This is a genomic window from Bradyrhizobium sp. LTSPM299, from assembly GCF_000938235.1.
Classification (GTDB): domain Bacteria; phylum Pseudomonadota; class Alphaproteobacteria; order Rhizobiales; family Xanthobacteraceae; genus Bradyrhizobium.
Map to the genome: position 1 here is coordinate 204,958 of NZ_JYMU01000006.1, position 18,282 is coordinate 223,239.

Below are 18,282 nucleotides of genomic sequence, written 5' to 3' on the forward strand. Positions count from 1 at the left end.
CAACCTGGGATGACAGTCTGTAGGCCGGCAGAGGTACGTTCGACGACGGTCATTTGGTTACTCCGTGATTGCACGCAAATTTAGTGTGACACACGGGTCAACGCTCCGGAATAGCGTTGCGGGCTAAAGAATGCGGGTCGCACGGGATGCGCCATTGTTCAATCAATCCAATATTGGACCCATCGGTCGCGTAACCGAATTGCGAAACCGGTGCTATTGCGCCGGCAGCCACGCCTATGCCATTGACCAGACTCAACATTTCAATAGCCGGCCGCATTGGAGCGATTGGTTGCAACCGCAATTGCTACCGAACTTCGACAAATGTGCATTTCAACTGTCCGAACGAAGCGTCGGGGTATCCGCACCACGCCAGGACGCAACAGCGGGACGGGCGTTCTGGTTGTCGATGGTGCCGGTGTGGACCACGTCGGTGCGATTGGTACTGGCATTCCGTAGCAGGTCGTCGGGGCGCCCCTCTTGCCAGCGCGAAATAGACCGTAGTCAAAACTTGTAAAAACTACTCATTTGCATTCATGATGACCGACATTCGTTTGAATCGAGTTTCCTTGTCTGAAAAGGCACCCGTGCTGGATGCACGGCATCGCTCACCGTGGTGTGGCGGCGACCGTGCGCAGCAACATCGACGCCCCCAATGATGGGCGTGATGGGGGATGATGGGGCAATTTCAGGCAAGTGCTAAAAAGGGTCAGCTTTACTTCATGCCACCGTCGCTTCGACCGAAGCTAAACTGCCCCATCATCCCCCATCTCCCCCATCATGCTGCCTTTGCCTGATCGACCCACCACGTCGCGGCACCACCTCTGCTGCTCGGCCTGTTTGCGAGGAAAAGTCCATCGACAATCCTGCCCTTGTTCGCCTTGCAGTATTGCCCAAACCGCGGGGGATCGATTTTTGAGCTTGGCGAATTTCCGGCTATCGCCAACACAGCCGCCCGGACGGCCGCATTGAGCTCTGGATATTTGAACTCGCCTGTTTCGCTTCCTCCCATCTTTTCCATTTTCATCGACTTCTCGATGATAACCGCCAATGAGACACCACTCCCTGACCCAACACCGTGACCTTGAGACCATGCGTTTAGCAAATCGGTCAGCGCCGCTCGCTGTGGATCTTCCGCTCTGGTATCCTCCATGCTGTCGACCGCGTCGGCCTTGCCGAGCCAGACCAACGCAGACCTGACAGTGTCGGACCAACCCTCGAACGATGCTAACCGAGGCAACAGTCCTGGCCTGCCTGCGACAATATAAGCGCGGCAGATTGTCAAACACGCGGCGATGTACGTGCCGCGATCATCGAGAATCTTGCCTATTGGATTGTTACGAAACTGCCGCAACTGCGGATTTTCCAACTTGGCATCGAGGCGCGCGGTTATGGTGCGTCGGCATAGGTCGCCAACGATGATGATATTGTTGCCGGTGGCATAGATCGTCACGCCGCCCGTTTGGATACGGACGATGTCGGAACGACCGAGCGGGCGAATGTCAAGGAAGTGCTGCTCGATCGCCTGACACAGAAAATCACCTTTGAGTTCACCGTTTACGTTATCGACCGAGATGAGCGGCTGCCCGGTAAGCATGACACCGGTTAGGCGCTTTGCGGTTTCTTCTTCATTGCCCGCGGCGATCACTGGCATTCGCTGTTGGCCGGTCGATATTCCCGCGGCCACGTCCCATAGGAACGATTTGCCAGAGCCAGCCACCGGCGCCGACGAAACGTGCATTGGAGCCACCGCAAATGCGCCGCGTACCACCGGCGTGATGAGACCAGACAAGGCAACTGATCTGGACGAATCGTCATCAAACGGTGATTCGCTGATCAGTTCATCAAGCAACGCGAGTGCTTCCAGGGCATCGCCTCGTGTTGGCTCATCTGGAATCGCCGGCATCGGTGGAGGCTCGATCAGAAGCAATCTGGTCGCAAGATCGTAACCCTGCTTAACGAGAAGCGATCCATCGGGCCGCATCGTAGGCGTAGCGATCACCCCGACGATTTCTTGAAATCCCCATACACCGTCACGATCCAACAATGTGGTGGCGACATTCATTGGGGCCATCGCGCTACTCCAGCTCCCATCAGTAAGCCGTTCCCACAGGATGTGGCGGCACATGGTGTCGCGCAAGTACGTTGCGGTTACAGGCTTTAGCTGTGCTGTTTTGGTTAAGCGACCGTGCGCCGCCTTAACCGCTCGGATTACCGGCCGCACCAATTCGCCCCCGCGCTGATAGAACGGGACACTGGCATCGATCAATAATTTCTGCGTCCTGCTCGTAACCATTGAGATGCGCTGATTGATCTGAAGGACTGGAAGCTCGGCTGCGACCGGAGCCTGGTTGGCCACACGTTCATCGCCTTCTCTGGCCGACGATCGTTCGACGTCAAGACCATCGCCGGACTGGTATTTGGCAATCGCCCCGTCAATCAGCACCTTCAGATCGGCATCCTGGGCACCACCCTTGCAGTAAGATCCGCACATTAATCGGATCTCGATGGCCGACCTTCCGCGACCAGCCATGGTTGCCGTTACACTCCGCATCGATTCGTGCCACTGACCATCGACGCGGCTTTGTTCAAGCAACTTCGCCAGCACATCATCGCTGCGTCCGCCCGTGGCACTCTCGCCCTGCTTCGTAAAAGAATTGGCCAGATCCGTTACTGGCGCCAGACCGGTCGGACGATATACGGGGGCGTGCTGTTGTTGACGCAATGTCACCAATTCTACGACATATCCGCGCTCCAACGCCTTCTTCGGTGTCGGATAATTGACAGTGCCGGCCAATCGCATCACACGGCTGGCGTTATCCACGTTGTCGCTTTTGAGCAGAACCTTTAGCGATTTGAGCGCCGCGACCACTTTTGTACGGTCGGCCCCATCATCGATAGCGAAGTATAGATGCGCGCGGAGATGTGGCACACTTCCAGTGGTAACAACCAATGCTGGCGTCAGCTGGTTTGCCTCCAGTACCATGTTGATACGTGTGGCGTCGCCTGCGCCATCGAACTCGGCCCAGGCAAATGTCGTAGTCTGAAAGTTATCGTCATTCGCCCGGCCCTTTGGCGGCATGTCCCCCTGACGCAATGCGGCGCCAACATAGACGTTGCAACCAGCTCGGCTTTTTCTCTCGGCAAAATCCGCAATAGTTTCCAGATCGTGCGCGGCAAACTTGCGAGCCCTATTGAGATCGCCATTCGCAGGATCGCTCCACGCGATCTCTATCCAAGCATCAGGATACGACTTCGCTAACGCCGGGGAAAACAGCGCGTAAAGATGCGCGGAAATATCGGCTTTGTTCGGCGAAAGCGCCATTGGTGCTAAATCTACGCCGCGCAACGCTGCCTTTGAGTGAATCGAATGCTCATTCATTGTCCATATTCCTTTTATCGCTTTTTGGTTCGGCGCGGATCCAGGAGTTCGTACTGTCGGAAGGCCGAAAAAATCCCGATGATGTTGTGGCGTGCTCACACGCTGCCGAGCACGCCAGCATCAGTCTGCAAGTCCGTGTCAGTGAAGCGTACTCAAGACCCCAGGCTTGACTGAAAAAGCCTCTGCGTCGGGATGCTCAACACCTGTCGCGCAATAGACGCAGATGAACGTCGCTTCTCCGGTATCGAAATCAAAGTCGATCACACCCCAACCATCGGCTTTGCCGGCAATTACCGCGTCACGGATAGACGTCAGCGTCATTAAGCGAATGCGCTGGTCCGGAAAAACCACCTGCTTGTTGTTTTGCAAGAATTCTTGGTGCTCCAAGGGAATTTTCACCATCAAAATTCCTCCTCGGTTTGAGCGGCCACGCTTGGAGCTGCAACGGCTTTCAACATAAGATCGAACGCCACCTTCGGAACTCTGATGAGTTTGCCGATCTTGATTGTCGGAATGTCTCCCCGCTTTGCCGCCTGATAGCTGGCATTCCGACCAAGGCCGAGCATTTCCCCCGCTTCCGGGACCTCATAAACCAACCGGCTGTCGCCCACTAAGCGGCTGTTTTCTCTACTATAAACCTTGCGATACATTGTATGGCCTCCAATGGTGGACATCACCACTAAGAAGGCAAGTAGTGTACAATTCACACCATTCAATGGTGGACATACACTATTATTCGGGCTAGAACGCGAATATGCACAGCCTGAAATCTTTTATCCCGCTGCTGCCGGACGTTCTGGGGCTTTCGGAATATGCCCTATACGAACGACAACGAGCACTGGTGCGCGGTGGCCTGTTAACGGCAACGAAGGGTCGCGGCCCAGGCAGCGGGGTCAAGGCGACGCCCGAGAATGTTGCTATGCTAATCATTTCGGTGTTGGCCACAGATAGCCTGTCTGACGTCGTCGCACATACGAACGAAGTTTCGAAGGCAATCCGTCATAAATCCCAGAGCGCGGACGCGTTGCCCACAGTTCGTACCTTTAGATCGGCGGTTGTGCACTGCCTTTCATCGGACGACGATGAAATCACCTGGATACAAGTTTTTCGCCAGCCGCGAACGGCTGCTGTCGGCCTGAAAAGCGGTGGTTCGATTCAATTCGGGCAAGCGTCGCTTGGAGCATTTGTTTTCATCACCGCGGAAATGCCCAGTGCGATTCTTCCTTATCTCCGAGGTCTACTTAGACAAAGTGAGCTTCCTTCCCCGGCAGACAACGTATTCCGTATAAAATCACGAGGAGAGCGATCATGAAGGGCCATATCCGCGAGCGTTCGCCCGGCCATTGGGCCATCATCCTCGACATCCCCGATCCTCAGACCGGGAAGCGCCGCAGGAAGTGGCATTCATTTAAGGGTACGAAGCGACAGGCGCAGATCGAAAGCGCTCGGCTGATCTCTATCGTGCAGGCCGGGAGTTATCTTGAACCGAGCAAGACCACCGTTGCCGAATATCTCGACAAATGGTTGGAGCACATCAAATCCCAGGTGAGCCCTCGGACTGCTGAACGTTACGGCGAACTCGCTCGAAAAAATATCGCGCCCTTAATTGGCAGCATCGCGCTGACGAAACTCACCCCGATGGCAATTTCTACCGCCTACTCCACAGCGCTCACCAGTGGCCGGCGTGACGGCGGTGGCGGCTTAGCACCTCGCACGGTGCATCATTGTCACCGAGTGCTAAAGCAGGCCTTGGCGCAAGCCGTCCGCTGGGAGTTGCTCGCCCGCAATCCAGCCGACGCCGTTGACCCTCCCAAAGTCGAGCGGGCCACCATGACAACCTACGATTTGAAACAGACTGGCGAACTGATTGGAGCCATGCGAGGAACTGGCTTGTTTATCCCCACGTTGCTGGCCGTGCTTCTGGGAATGCGCCGGGGCGAGATAGCGGCGCTTCGCTGGCGTTCGGTCGATTTGGACGCCGGTCAGGTCGCCGTGGTCGAAAGCGCGGAACAGATGAACGGAACCGTTCGGCTCAAACCGCCAAAGAGTGGACGGGCGCGGACCGTGGCGCTGGCGCAGACAATCGTTGATGAACTGCGCGCCCATCGGATTGAACAAGCCCAGAGCCTCCTAAAGCTCGGCGTGAGGCTATCCGAGGACCATTTCGTCTGCGCCCATGCGGACGGTCGAATGATGCAGCCGACATGGATTACCCACGAATGGGTCAGACTAATCCGTGGAACAGAGTTGCCCGCTTACCGCTTCCATGACCTGCGACATGCACACGCAACGCATCTGCTGGCCTCGGGAGCCCACCCTAAGGTCGCCTCAGAGCGGTTGGGGCATAGCAAAGTCGGGATCACCTTGGACCTCTACAGCCATGTAATGCCGGGGATGCAAGAAGACGCCGCCGCCCGTGCCGATGCTGCTCTACAAGCCGCGATGAAAAAGCGGTGAATGGTAGCAAAACGGTAGCAGCGCGAGAATTTGAGAACATTTGCGAACAAATATCTCAAGTAATTTCAGTATGTTATCTGGCAGGAGTGGCAGGGCTCGAACCTGCGACCCCCGGTTTTGGAGACCGGTGCTCTACCAATTGAGCTACACTCCTGCAGGGAACCGGCGTCGCCGCCGGTTCGCGCCGTTTCAAGCACAGGGCATGGCCGGTTTGCAAGAGTGAAGCGGTTAACGTCCTGTTCAATGCAGAACTTCTGCGCCAGACTCCGGCCATCACCAACCGGCGATACGCCGCCGCAAGAAGCATGCGCAAGGGAGAGATCATGAACGCTCAAACCGCCACCAAGCACGCAAGCAGCCCGAAAACCCCGTCCCTCCCCCTCGCCAAGCCCGAAGCGATCGGGCTGTCGAGTGCGCGGCTGCAGGCGATGAGCGACACCTTCAAGCGCGAGGTCGACAAGGGAACCACGCCGGGCGTGACGGTGCTGGTGGCGCGGCGTGGCCAGATCGGCTGGTTCGACGCGATCGGCCGACAGAGCCCGCTGGCCGGAGCGCCGATGGCGCATGACGCGATCTTCCGCATCTTCTCGATGACCAAGCCGATCGTCTCCATCGGCATCATGATGCTGCTCGAGGACGGCCACTTCCTGCTCAACGATCCCGTCGCGAAATTCATTCCGGAATTTTCCGAGACCAAGGTCGGCGTCGAATACAATGGCGAGCTCGAACTGGTTCCCGCCAAGCGGCAGATGACGATCCAGGATCTGCTCCGCCACACCTCCGGTTTGACATACGACCACACCGGCAGCGGCCTGGTGCAGCGGCTCTACCAGCAGTCGCGGCTGCGCAGCCGCAAGATCACCAATGCCGAGCACGCCACGATGCTCGCCAGCATGCCGCTGATCTGCCAGCCCGGCGCCGAATGGAACTACAGCCGCTCCACCGACGTGCTCGGCCGCATCATCGAAGTGGTCAGCGGCAAGACGCTCAGCGCGTTCCTCGCCGAGCGCATCCTCAACCCGCTGCAGATGGCGGAGACCGCGTTCCACACCGGCGAGGAAAATGCCGGCCGCCTCGCCGAGGCGTTTGCGATGGATCCGTGGAGCCGGGAGAAGGTCCAGCTGTTCAACATGCTGGAGAAGCCGGCGATGGAATCCGGCGGCGGCGGCCTGGTTTCGACCACGATGGATTACGCGCGGTTCTCCCAGATGTTGCTCAACGGCGGCTCTCTCGATGGCACCAGGATCATCGGCCGCAAGACATTGCAGCTGATGGCGGCGGATCATCTCGGGTCTGACGTCAAGATCCAGGGCACGCTGGTGTCGCCTGGCCACAGCTTTGGCCTCGGCTTCTCCGTGCGGATGCAGCAGGGCATCGCGCCATTCTCCGGCTCGGTCGGCCAGTTCTTCTGGAGCGGCATGGCCGGCACGTTCTTCTGGATCGACCCGAGCGAAGACCTGATCGCAGTCTTCATGATGCAGGGCCCCGGCCAGCGCGAATATTTCCGCTCGCTGGTGCGGAATGGCGTGTACGCGGCGGTGGAGTGAGTTGTCATTCCGGGGCAGCCCGCAGGGCTGAACCCGGAATCCCAACATTGTTGCGCGAGATTCCGGGTTCGCGCTAACGCGCGCCCCGGAATGACTCCCAACCATCAACTAATCGTCGCGCCGCCGTCGATCACGAGGGTCTGGCCGGTCAGGAAGTCGCCGGCCTTCGAGCCCATCAGCACGGCCGCGCCCGCGATTTCGTCGGGGATGCCGATGCGCAAAAGCGGCGAGCGGGCGGTCGAGGCCTTCAGCGTGTCCGGATTGTCCCACAGCGCCTTGGCGAAGTCGGTCTTGATCAGGCCCGGCGCGATGCAGTTCACGCGGATGTTGTGCTTGCCGTACTCGCAGGCGAGATTGCGCGCGAGCTGCATGTCGGCGGCCTTGGAGATTGCGTAGGCGCCGAGCACGGTCGAGCCCTTCAGGCCGCCGATCGAGGACACGATGATAACAGAGCCGTCCTTGCGCTCGATCATCTGCGGCACCACCATCGAGATCAGCCAGTTGTTGGCGACGATGTTGTTGTCGAGGATTTTCCGGAACTGATCGTCGGAGATGCCGGCGAGCGGACCATAATACGGGTTCGACGCCGCGTTACAGACCAGCACGTCGATCTTGCCAAAGGCACGGTTGCTCTCGTCGACGAGGTTTTGCAGATTTTCCTTTGAGGAGATGTTCGCAGCGATCGCCACGGCTGTGCCCTTGCCGTAGGTCGCGTTGATGTCGGTCGCGACCTCTTCGCAAACGTCGGCCTTGCGCGAGGAGATCACCACCTTGGCGCCGTGCTCGGCCATGCGCTCGGCAATGGCGCGTCCGATGCCACGCGTCGAGCCGGTGATGACGGCGACTTTTCCCTTCATGTCGAACAAGGTCATGTTTCTCTCCCAGGTGTGAGGTTTTCGTCTTAGCGTCATTCCGGGGCGGCGCGCCAGCGTCGAACCCGGAATCTCGAGATTCCGGATATGGTCCTTCGGACCATTCCGGAATGACGATCAAGCAAGCTTGCTAGTCACCTCCGGCCCGGCCGGCTGATGCATCGCGGCGTGCCTGGGATCGGCGATCCAGGGTTGCTGGTTCACCATCGGCAACCGCCACGTCGATAGGCCGGGACCTGCGATGTGATCGAGCCGCGTAACCGAGACGTTGTCGATGTCGAACGACAAGCCTCGGTCCGGCTGACCACCGAGCGCGAGGCCGACCGCAGACCTGATCACGCCGCCATGGCCGACCGCGATGATATCCTTGCCCGCCTCCGCGGCCGTGATCCGCACGATCGCGCGGCAGACCCTTGTATAGAGATCCATGAAACTCTCGCCGCCGGGCGCGGGCTCGTTGACGTCGGCAAACCAGGCGCGGCCCGGGGGCTGGCTCGCCAGAAACACAGCGCGGTTCATGCCCTGCCATTGCCCAAGATTCTGTTCGGCGAAGGCCGCGTCCTTGGTCATCTCAGCGGGCTTCGGAAAGCCGGCGGCCCAGATCGCATCCGCGGTCTGATGCGTGCGCTTCAAACTGCTGGCGTACCACACTGCATTGCGCGGCAGCATTTTGGCGACCGCCTCGAACACTTCGGTGTCGCCGGTGTCGCATTCGATGTCCGCCTGCCCGTAGATGTTACCGCCATCGCTGCGCACCGGCGCGTGACGCACCCACCACCACCGCGTCACCGTCACCTTTGGCTTGTCTGGATTGGACATGGCGAAGACCCTTCAATACTGTCCCCTGTCGCTGTACGTCACGCTGCACATCGTCTCAAGTGCTTCGGACGTTTGAAATCTTGTTTGAATTCCGTCGCGCGGCAAGCGCGAAGGAACACGTCACCAGGGAGAAACATATGGGCCGCCTCGAAGGCAAATCCGTCATCATCACCGGCGCCGGAAGCGGCATCGGCCGCGCGGCCTCGCTGCTGTTCACCAGGGAAGGCGCCAAGCTGATCGCAGTCGACCGCACCGACGGCGTGAACGAAACCGCAAAGCTGGTGCGCGATGCCGGCGGTACCGTCGAAGCGGTCACCGCCGATGCGGGTTCGGAAGCCGACGTGAAGGCCTTCATCGAAAAAGCTGTCGCCAAATACGGCAAGCTCGATGCGATCTGGGCCAATGCCGGCGTCAGCGGTGGCCTGGTGCCGATTGCCGACCAGACCGTGGAACACTGGCAGGAGGTGCTGCGCGTCAATCTGATCGGTCCGTTCCTCGCCATCAAGCATTCGATTCCGCACATGACCAAACAGGGTTTCGGTTCGATCGTCTGCACCGCCTCGGTCGCAGGCCTGAAGTCCGGCGCCAGCGGACATCCCTATGGTGCGAGCAAGGCCGGGGTCATCAGCCTGGTGCAGACCACGGCCTACTCGCTGTCCGGCACCGGCGTGCGCATCAACGCGGTCTGCCCGGGCCTGATCGAAACCGGCATGACAAAACCGGTGTTCGACCGCGCCAAGGAGCGCGGCACCGCCGACAAGATCGGCCAGCTCAATCCCTTGAAGCGCGCCGGCCAGCCGCACGAGCTCGCGGCGATGGGATTGTTTTTGGCGAGCGACGACGCCTCCTACGTCAACGGCCAGGCGATCCCGGTCGATGGTGGGCTCACGGCATCGATGCCGTATGCGGGGAAGCCGATTTAGGGGTTCTCTCAACTCGTCGTCCCACCGGTTTTTGGAATTCGACTGAGGCCAAACATTCAGTGTCGTCGCCCGGCTTGACCGGGCGACCGGTTGAATCCGCCCAGTATTCCAGAGGCAGTCGTGATTGAGTCGATGGGCCGCGGCGTACTGGGTCGCCCGGTCCAGGTGCGCAATTGCGCACAGGCCGGGCGATGACAGCTGTGAATGAGGACGCAACTTCGCCATCTCGCGACATGATTTGTCCGAGCTTTGCTCTTCGTTCCGCCCCCTCTCGAAACAGAGGGCGCAGGGAAAGCCGGGTGCACGCTGCGCCCGCGGTCTCGTGTGCAAAAGTAGAAAGAGAAACGCACACGAGCATACAGGTTCAGCGGAGGCACTCCGGCTTCGCGATGGGTTACGGCTTATACGTGCTCTTGGCGAGACTAGGCTTGCTCGTCACCGCCCTCGCAAAGACGCTTTCGCGTACTTCACGAGAGGACACCTGCCACTGGGGCGTCAGGTCCACACGATTTCACCGTCCGCGTCATGCGCACTCGTCAGTTGCGCATTCCGCGTCCACCGCATCCCACCGCGCGTGCGTGACGTGCGCACGCCCCTCGATCGGGTGGGACGGCGGTATTAAACGGCTGAGTTGGGGTGCGCATCAAGCACAAATTCCGAAAATACGAAATTACTTCTGTCGCGATGGCTTGACCCGCCGGGCAACTCAGTGATTGGCGATTTGACGAAGACTGGAGCCAAATCACTTCAGCACCTCGCCGGTGCGATCGGTCAGCGTCAGAACCGCCGCAAAGCTGATGACGGCCGCGCCCATCAGATAGAACGCCACCGTGACCGGCTGTCCGGTCCAGCTGATCAGGGCCGTAATGATGGCTGGCGTGAACCCGCCGAAGATCGCGACGCCAAGGCTGTAGGTGAGCGAGATCCCGGTCGCACGCACCCGGGTCGGAAACAGTTCGGCCAGCACCGCCGAGGCCGGTGCCGTATAGATCAACATGAACACGGCAACGACGATCTGAGTCGAAACCAGACGCTGCGGCGTCGGCGCCGCGATCAGATAGGAGAACGCCGGATAGGCAACGACCGCAAGCCCGGCCGCGCCAGCGAGCATGATGCGGCGGCGGCCGTAGCGATCCGCCAGCGCGCCGATCAGCGGACAGAACAACAGCACCGTGCCGATCACCAGCGGGCCGAGATACGACTGCGACAGCGACACCTTCAGCTCGCGCACCGCGAAGGTCGGAAAATAATTCGCGAGGTATTGCGCGACGGTCCACAGCATCACGATCAGAATGCCCGTCAGCACCGTGCGCCAATGCTCACGCAGCACCAGCCGGATCGGCGCCTCGGCCGCATGGTCTGATGCCTTGAACAGCGGCGCGTCCTCGAGCTCGCGGCGGATATAGAGTCCGACCGGCGCTATCAGGAGACCGACGACGAAAGCCAGACGCCACCCCTATTCGGTCACGGCATCGGCCGGCAACAGCAGCGCGATGGTGATCGCGACCAGTCCCGACAGCATGGTCGATCCACCCTGCGACATCTGCTGAAACGATGCAAAGAGCGCGCGGCGCTGCGGTGGCGCGTGTTCGACCAGCGTCGAGAGGGCACCGCCGATCTCGCCGCCCGCTGAAAATCCCTGGATCAGGCGCGCGACCAGGATGATAATCGGCGCCGCAAGTCCGATAGAGTTGTAACCGGGGCACAGCGCGATGATGCCGGTGCCGAGCGCCATCAGCAGGATCGTCAGACTCAGCGCGTCACGCCGGCCGCGCCGGTCGGCAAAGCCGCCGAGCACGATTGCGCCGAACGGTCGCGCAACAAAGCCGAGGCCGAAGGTCACGAAGCCAAGCAGCAGCGACACCACCTCGCTGTCAGCCGGAAAGAAGGCCTTCGAGATCGGGACTGCAAAGGCCGCATAGATCGCGAAGTCGTACCATTCGAGCATATTGCCGACTGTCGCCGCAACGACGGCGCGCGCCGCCGACTGACGTTCATTCGCCGCCCCACTTTCCGCAATTGCGCTCACTCTGTGCCCCCTCCCAGTTGCAATCCCGTCGATGCCGCGCCAACCGGCGTCGGCTCGTCGTGTGGGGCAAAAAGCTTGCACGCAGCATCATGCTATGCAAATATTTATTTCCTTTCCGAATTTCTATGCGGTTGATGAATAGAAAACCAAACACCGTGGATTTGGCAGGCGACAGCAAGATTCGTCCCTCGCTGCGCGAGATCGAGGCGCTGCGTGCCATGATCGCGACGGGAAAGACGACACATGCGGCGCGCCAGCTCGGCATGTCGCAGCCGTCGGTGTCGCGCGCGATCGCAAGCCTCGAGGCGCGCCTCGGGCAGCCGCTGTTCGCGCGCCGCAACGGCCGTCTCGCGCCGACTGCGGAAGCCCTCGCGCTCGAAGCGCGGGCCGCCGTCGTCTTCGACCTGCTCGATCAGCTTGCGGCCCCGCGCGGCGACGTCGCGACCACGATCCGCGTCGTGGCACCGCCGACGCTCGCTCATCTGTTTCTCGCGCCGCTGCTGGCGCGCTTCATCGCCCGCGAGCCGGGCACGCGCGTTCATCTGGAAGTCGGCAAGTCGACCGACTGTCTCGGGGCTGTTGCTGACGGCAGCGCCGATCTCGGGCTGGTGGACCAGGCGACGTCCCATAACGGTGTCCGGCTGGAGATTTTCCGGCGGGCGCGCCCGCATGCGCTGCTTCCGAAGCGGCATCGCCTGGCCATCAGATCCGAACTGACGATCGGTGATCTCGTCGGCGAGCGCATGATCGCATTGAGCCGGCGCTTCCCCCTGCGCAACAAGATCGATGCAGCCTTTGCAGCGGTTCGTTCCGAACCGCTGATCGTCGCGGAGGCCTCCACCTCGGTGGTTCTGGTCGAGATGGTCCGCGCCGGCCTCGGGATCGCGATCCTCAATCCCTTCCCGCTCGAACTGCGTCCCGAAAAGTCCATGGTGTTCCGTCCGCTGGACCTCAAAATGACGCTCGAAACCGCCGTCGTCGTTCCAGCGCGGGGATCGCTGGCGCCGGCCGCGCGCTCGCTCGCAAACTTCGTCCGGACCGGCCACCCGGCCAGCCAGTTTTCCAACGCCATTGAGTAGACCAAGACATGCAAACCCAACGCCCCGACCGTATCCGCAAGATCCTCGCCGACCTCGTCGCCTTCGACACGATCAGCGATCGCTCGAACCTGCCGCTGATCGCCTATATCGAAAACTACCTCGCCTCGCTCGGCGTGACCGGGCAACGGATCGTGGACGAGTCCGGGCAGAAGGCCTCGCTGTGGGTCGCCATCGGGCCTGAGGACAAGGCCGGCCTGGTGCTATCGGGGCATACCGACGTCGTGCCTGTCGCCGGACAGGAATGGACCCACAACCCGTTCGAACTCGTCGAGCGCGATGGGCGGTATTACGGCCGCGGCACCACCGACATGAAGGGCTTTGTCGCCGTCTGCCTCGCCATGGTGCCGGAGATGCTGGAAGCCAGGCTCGAGACCCCGATCAATCTCGCGATCTCCTATGACGAGGAGATCGGCTGCGTCGGCGTGCGGCGGATGCTGGGCGAGGTCAGCCGCAAGCCGGTCAAGCCGCTCGGCTGCTTCGTCGGCGAACCGACCCAGATGCAGGTGATCATCGGACACAAGGGCAAGCACGGCGTCCGCGCCACGTTCCGCGGACTGGCACGCCACTCCTCGATCGCGCCTGATGGCGTCAACGCCATCGAATACGCGGCCGACCTGATCACGGAGATTCGCCGCCGCGCCGTGTTGCTTGCTCAGGAGGCCGAACAGAACAGCCTCTACGACGTTCCGCACTCCACGCTTCTGACCAGCATCGTGCATGGCGGCGCGGCGCTGAACATCGTGCCCGATCATTGCACGGTGGAATTCGAGTGCCGCGGCATCGGCATCAGCGAGTCCCGGCAGGTAACGGACGCGATCGTGGCCTGGGCCAAGGCCGAGATCGAGCCGGCGATGCGCAAGCGGCATCCGGAATGCGGCATCGATTTCGAGGAGATCCTCGACTATCCGGCGCTGGACACGCCCGCGGAGAATCCCATCGTCACGCTGGCGAAGCAACTCGCGGGCCGCAACGACCACGCCAAAGTGGCCTTCGGCACCGAGGCCAGCCTGTTCGTCGACATGGCCGGCGTGCCGTCGGTCGTGGTCGGCCCCGGCGGAATCGCGCAGGCCCACACGCCGGATGAGTTTATCGAGATATCGCAGCTCGAGAGCTGCGGAAACTTCGTCGCGCGGTTGATCGCGTATTGCGCGAAGGCGACTGCGTAATGCCGTAGGATGGGTAGAGCCCTTGCTAAACCCATCACTTCACCGCAGCACGATGGTGGACGTCGTTGCCTGACAGCTTGATGGGTATCGCTGCGCTCCACCCATCCTACGGACTAATCCGGATACCCCAAAATCGTCTTCAGCAATTTGGGAAAGCGCGCATTGATATCGGCTTCGCGCACCACATTGCGATGCTCGACGCCTTTTTTCGATGTTTGAATCAGACCTGCCTCGCGCAGAACGCGAAAATGGTTCGACAGGGTCGATTTGGCCATACCAGGGCACGGCGCCGCGTCCGTACACGACATGCAATCGCCCTGCTCGAGCAGGCTTCTGACAATCCTCAGCCGCATCGGGTCCGCGAGCGCTGCCAGCACTCCGGCCAATGTGATGTCCTCGCGCGAGGGGTGAACGAATTGCACCATGCCGAAATATATAGCGCGGCCCTTGAACCTGTTCAATGGTTCACTATTACTGAACTATTGAACAAGCCGCGCGTCCGCGCGGTCATGGAGAGCAACATGAGCAAGAGACTTGAAGGCAAAGTGGCGCTGGTAACCGGCGCGTCAAAGGGTATCGGCGCCGAGATCGCGGTCCGCCTCGCCGCCGAGGGTGCCGCGGTTGCCGTCAACTACAGTGCCAGCAAAGGGGCGGCCGAGCGCGTGGTGGCAGCGATCACCGAAAAGGGCGGCAAGGCCATCGCCGTCCATGGCAATCTCACCGACGCCAGCCACGTCAAGTCGGTGGTATCAGAGACCGTCAAGGCGTTTGGGCCGATCGATATCCTGGTCAACAATGCCGGCCTCTACGAGTTCGCGCCGCTGGATGGCATTACGCCTGAGCACTTCCATAAGCATTTCGATCTCAATGTGCTCGGCCTGCTGCTGGTTTCGCAGGAAGCCGCGCGGCACTTCAATGCGGCCGGTGGCAGCATCATCAATATCAGCTCCGGCGTATCGACGATCGCGCCGCCAAACGCCGCGGTCTATACCGCGACCAAAGCCGCGGTGGACGCGATCTCCTCGGTGCTGTCGAAGGAGTTGGCGCCGCGCAAGATCCGCGTCAATACCGTCAACCCCGGCATGATCGCGACCGAAGGCGTCGTTTCCGCCGGCCTTGCCGAGGGCGACATGCGCAAGTGGATCGAATCGGTCACGCCGCTGGCGCGGATCGGCAAGGTCGAGGAGATCGCAGCGGCGGTGGCTTTCTTTGCTTCGAACGATGCCTCCTACATCACCGGCGAAACGTTGCACGTGACGGGCGGTCTGCACTGAGGCGGTTTTTCTCGTGACGTCATAACCCGTCCGGTGGCAAGCCTGATGCGCTTGCCGCCGGCCGCAACCGGTCACGGATGCGTTCGCGATAGAGCGTGTAGAGACCGGACGCCACGATCATTGCGGCGCCCGCGATCATCGGAACATCGGGCCGGTCGCCGAATACGAAATAGCCCGTCACGATCGCCCAGAGCAGCGCGAGATAGCGGAACGGTGCCACCGCGGAGATATCGCCCGATCGCAACGAGATGATGGTGCACTGATAGCCGATCAGCACGAACACCGCCGCCAGCGCCAGCAGCCCGAGCGCGCTTGCGGATGGCGGGGTCCAGCCGCCGAGCGGAAACAGCACGATGGCGCCGGCGGTCGTCACCGCGAGCGTCGTCACCAGCGTGATGAACAGCGATGGCAGCTCCGCCGGGATGCGCCGGGTGACGAGATCGCGCACGGCGCAGAACGCGACCGAGAGCAATGCCAGCAGCGAGAACTCGCTGAAACCGGCCATGCCGGGACGGACGATGATGAGCACGCCGAGGAAGCCGGCCGAAATCGCAAACAAGCGCCGCCAGCCCACCGGCTCGCCGAACACCAATGCGGCGCCAAGCGTGATCACCAGCGGCAGCGCCTGGAAGATCGCCGAGGCATTGGCGAGCGGCATATGCGCAATCGCCAGCAGATAGGTCAGTGTTCCCCCGATCTCGCCAAACACCCGCAGGCTCAGCGGCCCGACCGCCAACGCGGTCATCGGCCGCAGCGCCTGCCGATGCAGCGCCAGCGCGCCGATCAGCAGCATCGCGAACCCGCCTCGCACCAGCATGATCTGTCCGATGTTCATCTCGGACGAGACCGCCTTGGTGATGGTGTCGTTGGTGGTGAAACTGGCCATCGCGACCGCCATGAACAGGCCGCCGCGGACATTCGGGGAGAGCTTCAAGATGGTGCGTCCGATCAGGACAAGTGCAGGTTATCTGACCAATTCCCTTGCCAAAACAGCGCCACAAACTCAAGCCGCGTCGCGCATTTTTGTCGCTCCGTGAGGGCTTGGTGTCCGGTTTCGGGACCAACGCCCCACCTGACGTGTGATCGGCTTCACTTGCGGTAATATTCTATCAATGGTTGAATACCCTCATATTCGACGTTTGAAATTGAATGCAAGTCCATTGCCGGGAAGTTTCTTGAAGCTCCCCTCGACGCATAACCGGTTCAGCGTCAGCGTATAGGCACCAATCGCGCGTTTGAATCCTCAAGGCACGATTGATGCACGAGCAGAAAGCCGTTGCACGCTGCCGGATGCCTGCCGAGGGCCACAGATGTCTCTGACGTCCGCTCAGCAAAGGCGAATTGGATCATGTCTTATCTTAATCAGCTTCTGAATGACGAGAGTGTGCTTCGCATGATGGCGATCGCCACCTTCAGCCTTCTTGTTCCACTGGGAGTCTATGTCGGTCGCATGAATGTGCGTGCCTCCCGGCACGAGATCGTGCTCGACCTCGAAAGACTGTTCCAGTTTGCAAAATCCGACGGCCGGCCGATCATCCTGCCGTCTTTCGAGCTCGTCAAATACAAGTACGATCCCAAGTCCAACCCCAAGCGGAGCGGATCGACCAACGCCAACTCGATCCGCTACTATGTCTTTCCGGTCGCGATCTATGTCCTGCTCACGTATCTCTGCTTCGAATTCGCTTTCACGCCGCGCGATTCCAGTGGCCTCTATGATCCCCACGGCCTGAGCTTTTACGCGCAACCCAAAGGGTGGCCGGGAATGGTCACATATACATTCCTCAGCAGCTACATCTGGACGCTGCAATATCTGGTGCGGCGGATCGCGAATTTCGACCTGTCTCCGATCTCGTTCTTCACCTCCTTCATGCACATCACGCTGGCACTGTTCGTCAGCGCAGCCGTGGCACAGAGCGGTGTCTTCGACCTGCTGGGCGACAAGCCGAAGATTGCCGCGGCGTTCGTCATTGGCTTCGTCCCCGACCTTTTCATCAGCGTGCTGATCGCGAAGTTTCCCTGGATCAGGCTGCGGCGCGTCTCACCGGCCAGCAAGGCGCTGCAGGAGGAGCTGCCGCTCGACATGATCCTGGGCATCGACCCGTTTATGAAGCTTCGCCTCGGCGAGTTCGAGATCGAGGACGTGCAGAACCTGGCGACGATGAATCCGATCCAGATCTTCGTGGAGACGCCCTACGGGCTCTACGAGGTGATCGACTGGGTCGCGCAGGCGCAGCTCATCCTGGCCGTCGGGCCGGCGCGGACGATCGCGCTGCGCGATATCCATATCCGCACTATCTTCGATCTCGAACGCTGCCTCGACAATCCGCTGCTGAAGGAGCGCGTCGCCCGCATCCTGCTCGGACTGGACATCAGCAGCTTTGCGGACACGGCGGCCCACGTCCTGCAGGACGGCGCAGTCGGGACCGAACGCATCCTCGACCAAACGGACATCCTCGGCGCCGCCATCTCCTACATCCGTGACGATCTTCACGTCAGGCGGCTGCGGCAGATCTGGGATGTGATCAACAGCAGCCTGGACGGCCGCTATCATGAACCCAAGGGGCAGGCCGCGAAGGCCCGCGATGCAAAGACGGCGTCGCGGAAACCTCCCTCCGAGCCGCCGCGCGCCCCGCACAAGCCGAAAAACGGCGGCATCGATAAAGCGCCCCCCCAACCGTCCGGCGGCCCACATTGAAGCGCGATTTCGCCCGTCAGC

17 protein-coding genes and 1 tRNA gene are annotated in these 18,282 nt (G+C 60.8%); 8 read left to right on the forward strand and 10 right to left on the reverse strand.

What is annotated here, in order from left to right; genetic code table 11:
* Positions 1 to 775: 775 nt before the first annotated feature.
* From UP10_RS41935 to UP10_RS02085, 3 genes are all read right to left on the reverse strand, one after another.
* Entirely contained in the window at positions 776 to 3,379 is a 2,604-nt protein-coding gene (locus UP10_RS41935) for a hypothetical protein (protein ID WP_156179616.1), read from the reverse strand.
* Between the two features lie 138 nt (positions 3,380 to 3,517).
* Entirely contained in the window at positions 3,518 to 3,781 is a 264-nt protein-coding gene (locus tag UP10_RS02080) for a hypothetical protein (protein ID WP_044585745.1), read from the reverse strand.
* The gene (locus UP10_RS02085; RefSeq protein WP_044585746.1) at positions 3,781 to 4,029 is read right to left on the reverse strand and encodes a helix-turn-helix domain-containing protein; all 249 of its coding nucleotides are present in this window, start codon (positions 4,027 to 4,029) and stop codon (positions 3,781 to 3,783) included. The genes UP10_RS02080 and UP10_RS02085 overlap by 1 nt, the downstream gene beginning before the upstream one ends.
* Before the next feature lie 104 nt (positions 4,030 to 4,133).
* Between UP10_RS02085 and UP10_RS43905 the strand changes: the two genes are divergently transcribed.
* A complete protein-coding gene (locus UP10_RS43905; protein ID WP_156179617.1) occupies positions 4,134 to 4,691 on the forward strand; it encodes a hypothetical protein in 558 nt (185 codons plus the stop codon).
* Positions 4,688 to 5,836 carry a site-specific integrase gene (locus UP10_RS02090; RefSeq protein ID WP_044585747.1) on the forward strand — a complete coding sequence of 383 codons (1,149 nt, stop codon included), beginning with the start codon at positions 4,688 to 4,690 and terminating at the stop codon, positions 5,834 to 5,836. The genes UP10_RS43905 and UP10_RS02090 overlap by 4 nt, the downstream gene beginning before the upstream one ends.
* 78 nt (positions 5,837 to 5,914) lie before the next feature.
* Here the strand turns inward: UP10_RS02090 and UP10_RS02095 are convergent.
* Positions 5,915 to 5,990, reverse strand: a tRNA-Trp gene (locus tag UP10_RS02095).
* Between the two features lie 169 nt (positions 5,991 to 6,159).
* Here UP10_RS02095 and UP10_RS02100 point away from each other — a divergent pair.
* Positions 6,160 to 7,383, forward strand: a complete 1,224-nt coding sequence (locus UP10_RS02100) for a serine hydrolase domain-containing protein (protein WP_044586123.1) — start codon at positions 6,160 to 6,162, stop codon at positions 7,381 to 7,383.
* 104 nt (positions 7,384 to 7,487) lie between these two features.
* Here the strand turns inward: UP10_RS02100 and UP10_RS02105 are convergent, their stop codons facing one another.
* Positions 7,488 to 8,255 (reverse strand): SDR family NAD(P)-dependent oxidoreductase, encoded by a 768-nt coding sequence (locus UP10_RS02105; RefSeq protein ID WP_044585748.1) that lies wholly within the window; start codon positions 8,253 to 8,255, stop codon positions 7,488 to 7,490.
* A 117-nt stretch (positions 8,256 to 8,372) separates the two neighbouring features.
* Positions 8,373 to 9,074 (reverse strand): histidine phosphatase family protein, encoded by a 702-nt coding sequence (locus UP10_RS02110; protein WP_044585749.1) that lies wholly within the window; start codon positions 9,072 to 9,074, stop codon positions 8,373 to 8,375.
* A 137-nt stretch (positions 9,075 to 9,211) separates the two neighbouring features.
* Between UP10_RS02110 and UP10_RS02115 the strand changes: the two genes are divergently transcribed.
* Positions 9,212 to 9,997, forward strand: coding sequence for an SDR family NAD(P)-dependent oxidoreductase (locus tag UP10_RS02115; protein WP_044585750.1), 786 nt, complete (start codon positions 9,212 to 9,214; stop codon positions 9,995 to 9,997).
* A 742-nt stretch (positions 9,998 to 10,739) separates the two neighbouring features.
* On the opposite strand, the gene UP10_RS45105 is transcribed toward UP10_RS02115, so the two are convergent.
* Positions 10,740 to 11,327, reverse strand: coding sequence for an MFS transporter (locus UP10_RS45105; RefSeq protein WP_050043537.1), 588 nt, complete (start codon positions 11,325 to 11,327; stop codon positions 10,740 to 10,742).
* 126 nt (positions 11,328 to 11,453) lie between these two features.
* Positions 11,454 to 12,026 (reverse strand): MFS transporter, encoded by a 573-nt coding sequence (locus tag UP10_RS45110; protein ID WP_050043538.1) that lies wholly within the window; start codon positions 12,024 to 12,026, stop codon positions 11,454 to 11,456.
* Between the two features lie 134 nt (positions 12,027 to 12,160).
* Between UP10_RS45110 and UP10_RS02125 the strand changes: the two genes are divergently transcribed.
* A complete protein-coding gene (locus UP10_RS02125; protein WP_197086722.1) occupies positions 12,161 to 13,105 on the forward strand; it encodes a LysR substrate-binding domain-containing protein in 945 nt (314 codons plus the stop codon).
* Between the two features lie 8 nt (positions 13,106 to 13,113).
* The gene (gene argE, locus UP10_RS02130) at positions 13,114 to 14,292 is read left to right on the forward strand and encodes an acetylornithine deacetylase (protein ID WP_044585751.1); all 1,179 of its coding nucleotides are present in this window, start codon (positions 13,114 to 13,116) and stop codon (positions 14,290 to 14,292) included.
* Between the two features lie 113 nt (positions 14,293 to 14,405).
* Here argE and UP10_RS02135 read toward each other — a convergent pair whose 3' ends face one another.
* Positions 14,406 to 14,717, reverse strand: a complete 312-nt coding sequence (locus UP10_RS02135) for an ArsR/SmtB family transcription factor (protein ID WP_044585752.1) — start codon at positions 14,715 to 14,717, stop codon at positions 14,406 to 14,408.
* Positions 14,718 to 14,813: 96 nt separating this feature from the next.
* Between UP10_RS02135 and UP10_RS02140 the strand changes: the two genes are divergently transcribed.
* Positions 14,814 to 15,566 (forward strand): SDR family NAD(P)-dependent oxidoreductase, encoded by a 753-nt coding sequence (locus UP10_RS02140; RefSeq protein ID WP_044586125.1) that lies wholly within the window; start codon positions 14,814 to 14,816, stop codon positions 15,564 to 15,566.
* Positions 15,567 to 15,585: 19 nt separating this feature from the next.
* On the opposite strand, the gene UP10_RS02145 is transcribed toward UP10_RS02140, so the two are convergent.
* Positions 15,586 to 16,500, reverse strand: a complete 915-nt coding sequence (locus tag UP10_RS02145) for a DMT family transporter (RefSeq protein ID WP_044585753.1) — start codon at positions 16,498 to 16,500, stop codon at positions 15,586 to 15,588.
* 414 nt (positions 16,501 to 16,914) lie between these two features.
* On the opposite strand from UP10_RS02145, the gene UP10_RS02150 reads away from it, so the two are divergent.
* A complete protein-coding gene (locus UP10_RS02150) occupies positions 16,915 to 18,261 on the forward strand; it encodes a hypothetical protein (protein ID WP_044585754.1) in 1,347 nt (448 codons plus the stop codon).
* The last annotated feature ends 21 nt before the right edge of the window (positions 18,262 to 18,282 follow it).

What these genes read in the sequence shown, in the direction of transcription:
- UP10_RS02115 (WP_044585750.1), top strand. Translation starts at nt 9,212, where the DNA reads ATGGGCCGCCTCGAAGGCAAATCCGTCATCATCACCGGCGCCGGAAGC.
- UP10_RS02140 (WP_044586125.1), top strand. Translation starts at nt 14,814, where the DNA reads ATGAGCAAGAGACTTGAAGGCAAAGTGGCGCTGGTAACCGGCGCGTCA.
- UP10_RS02085 (WP_044585746.1), bottom strand. Translation starts at nt 4,029, where the DNA reads ATGTATCGCAAGGTTTATAGTAGAGAAAACAGCCGCTTAGTGGGCGAC.
- UP10_RS02100 (WP_044586123.1), top strand. Translation starts at nt 6,160, where the DNA reads ATGAACGCTCAAACCGCCACCAAGCACGCAAGCAGCCCGAAAACCCCG.
- UP10_RS02080 (WP_044585745.1), bottom strand. Translation starts at nt 3,781, where the DNA reads ATGGTGAAAATTCCCTTGGAGCACCAAGAATTCTTGCAAAACAACAAG.
- UP10_RS02110 (WP_044585749.1), bottom strand. Translation starts at nt 9,074, where the DNA reads ATGTCCAATCCAGACAAGCCAAAGGTGACGGTGACGCGGTGGTGGTGG.
- UP10_RS43905 (WP_156179617.1), top strand. Translation starts at nt 4,134, where the DNA reads ATGCACAGCCTGAAATCTTTTATCCCGCTGCTGCCGGACGTTCTGGGG.
- argE (WP_044585751.1), top strand. Translation starts at nt 13,114, where the DNA reads ATGCAAACCCAACGCCCCGACCGTATCCGCAAGATCCTCGCCGACCTC.
- UP10_RS02135 (WP_044585752.1), bottom strand. Translation starts at nt 14,717, where the DNA reads ATGGTGCAATTCGTTCACCCCTCGCGCGAGGACATCACATTGGCCGGA.
- UP10_RS02090 (WP_044585747.1), top strand. Translation starts at nt 4,688, where the DNA reads ATGAAGGGCCATATCCGCGAGCGTTCGCCCGGCCATTGGGCCATCATC.
- UP10_RS02125 (WP_197086722.1), top strand. Translation starts at nt 12,161, where the DNA reads ATGAATAGAAAACCAAACACCGTGGATTTGGCAGGCGACAGCAAGATT.
- UP10_RS02105 (WP_044585748.1), bottom strand. Translation starts at nt 8,255, where the DNA reads ATGACCTTGTTCGACATGAAGGGAAAAGTCGCCGTCATCACCGGCTCG.
- UP10_RS02150 (WP_044585754.1), top strand. Translation starts at nt 16,915, where the DNA reads ATGTCTTATCTTAATCAGCTTCTGAATGACGAGAGTGTGCTTCGCATG.
- UP10_RS41935 (WP_156179616.1), bottom strand. Translation starts at nt 3,379, where the DNA reads ATGAATGAGCATTCGATTCACTCAAAGGCAGCGTTGCGCGGCGTAGAT.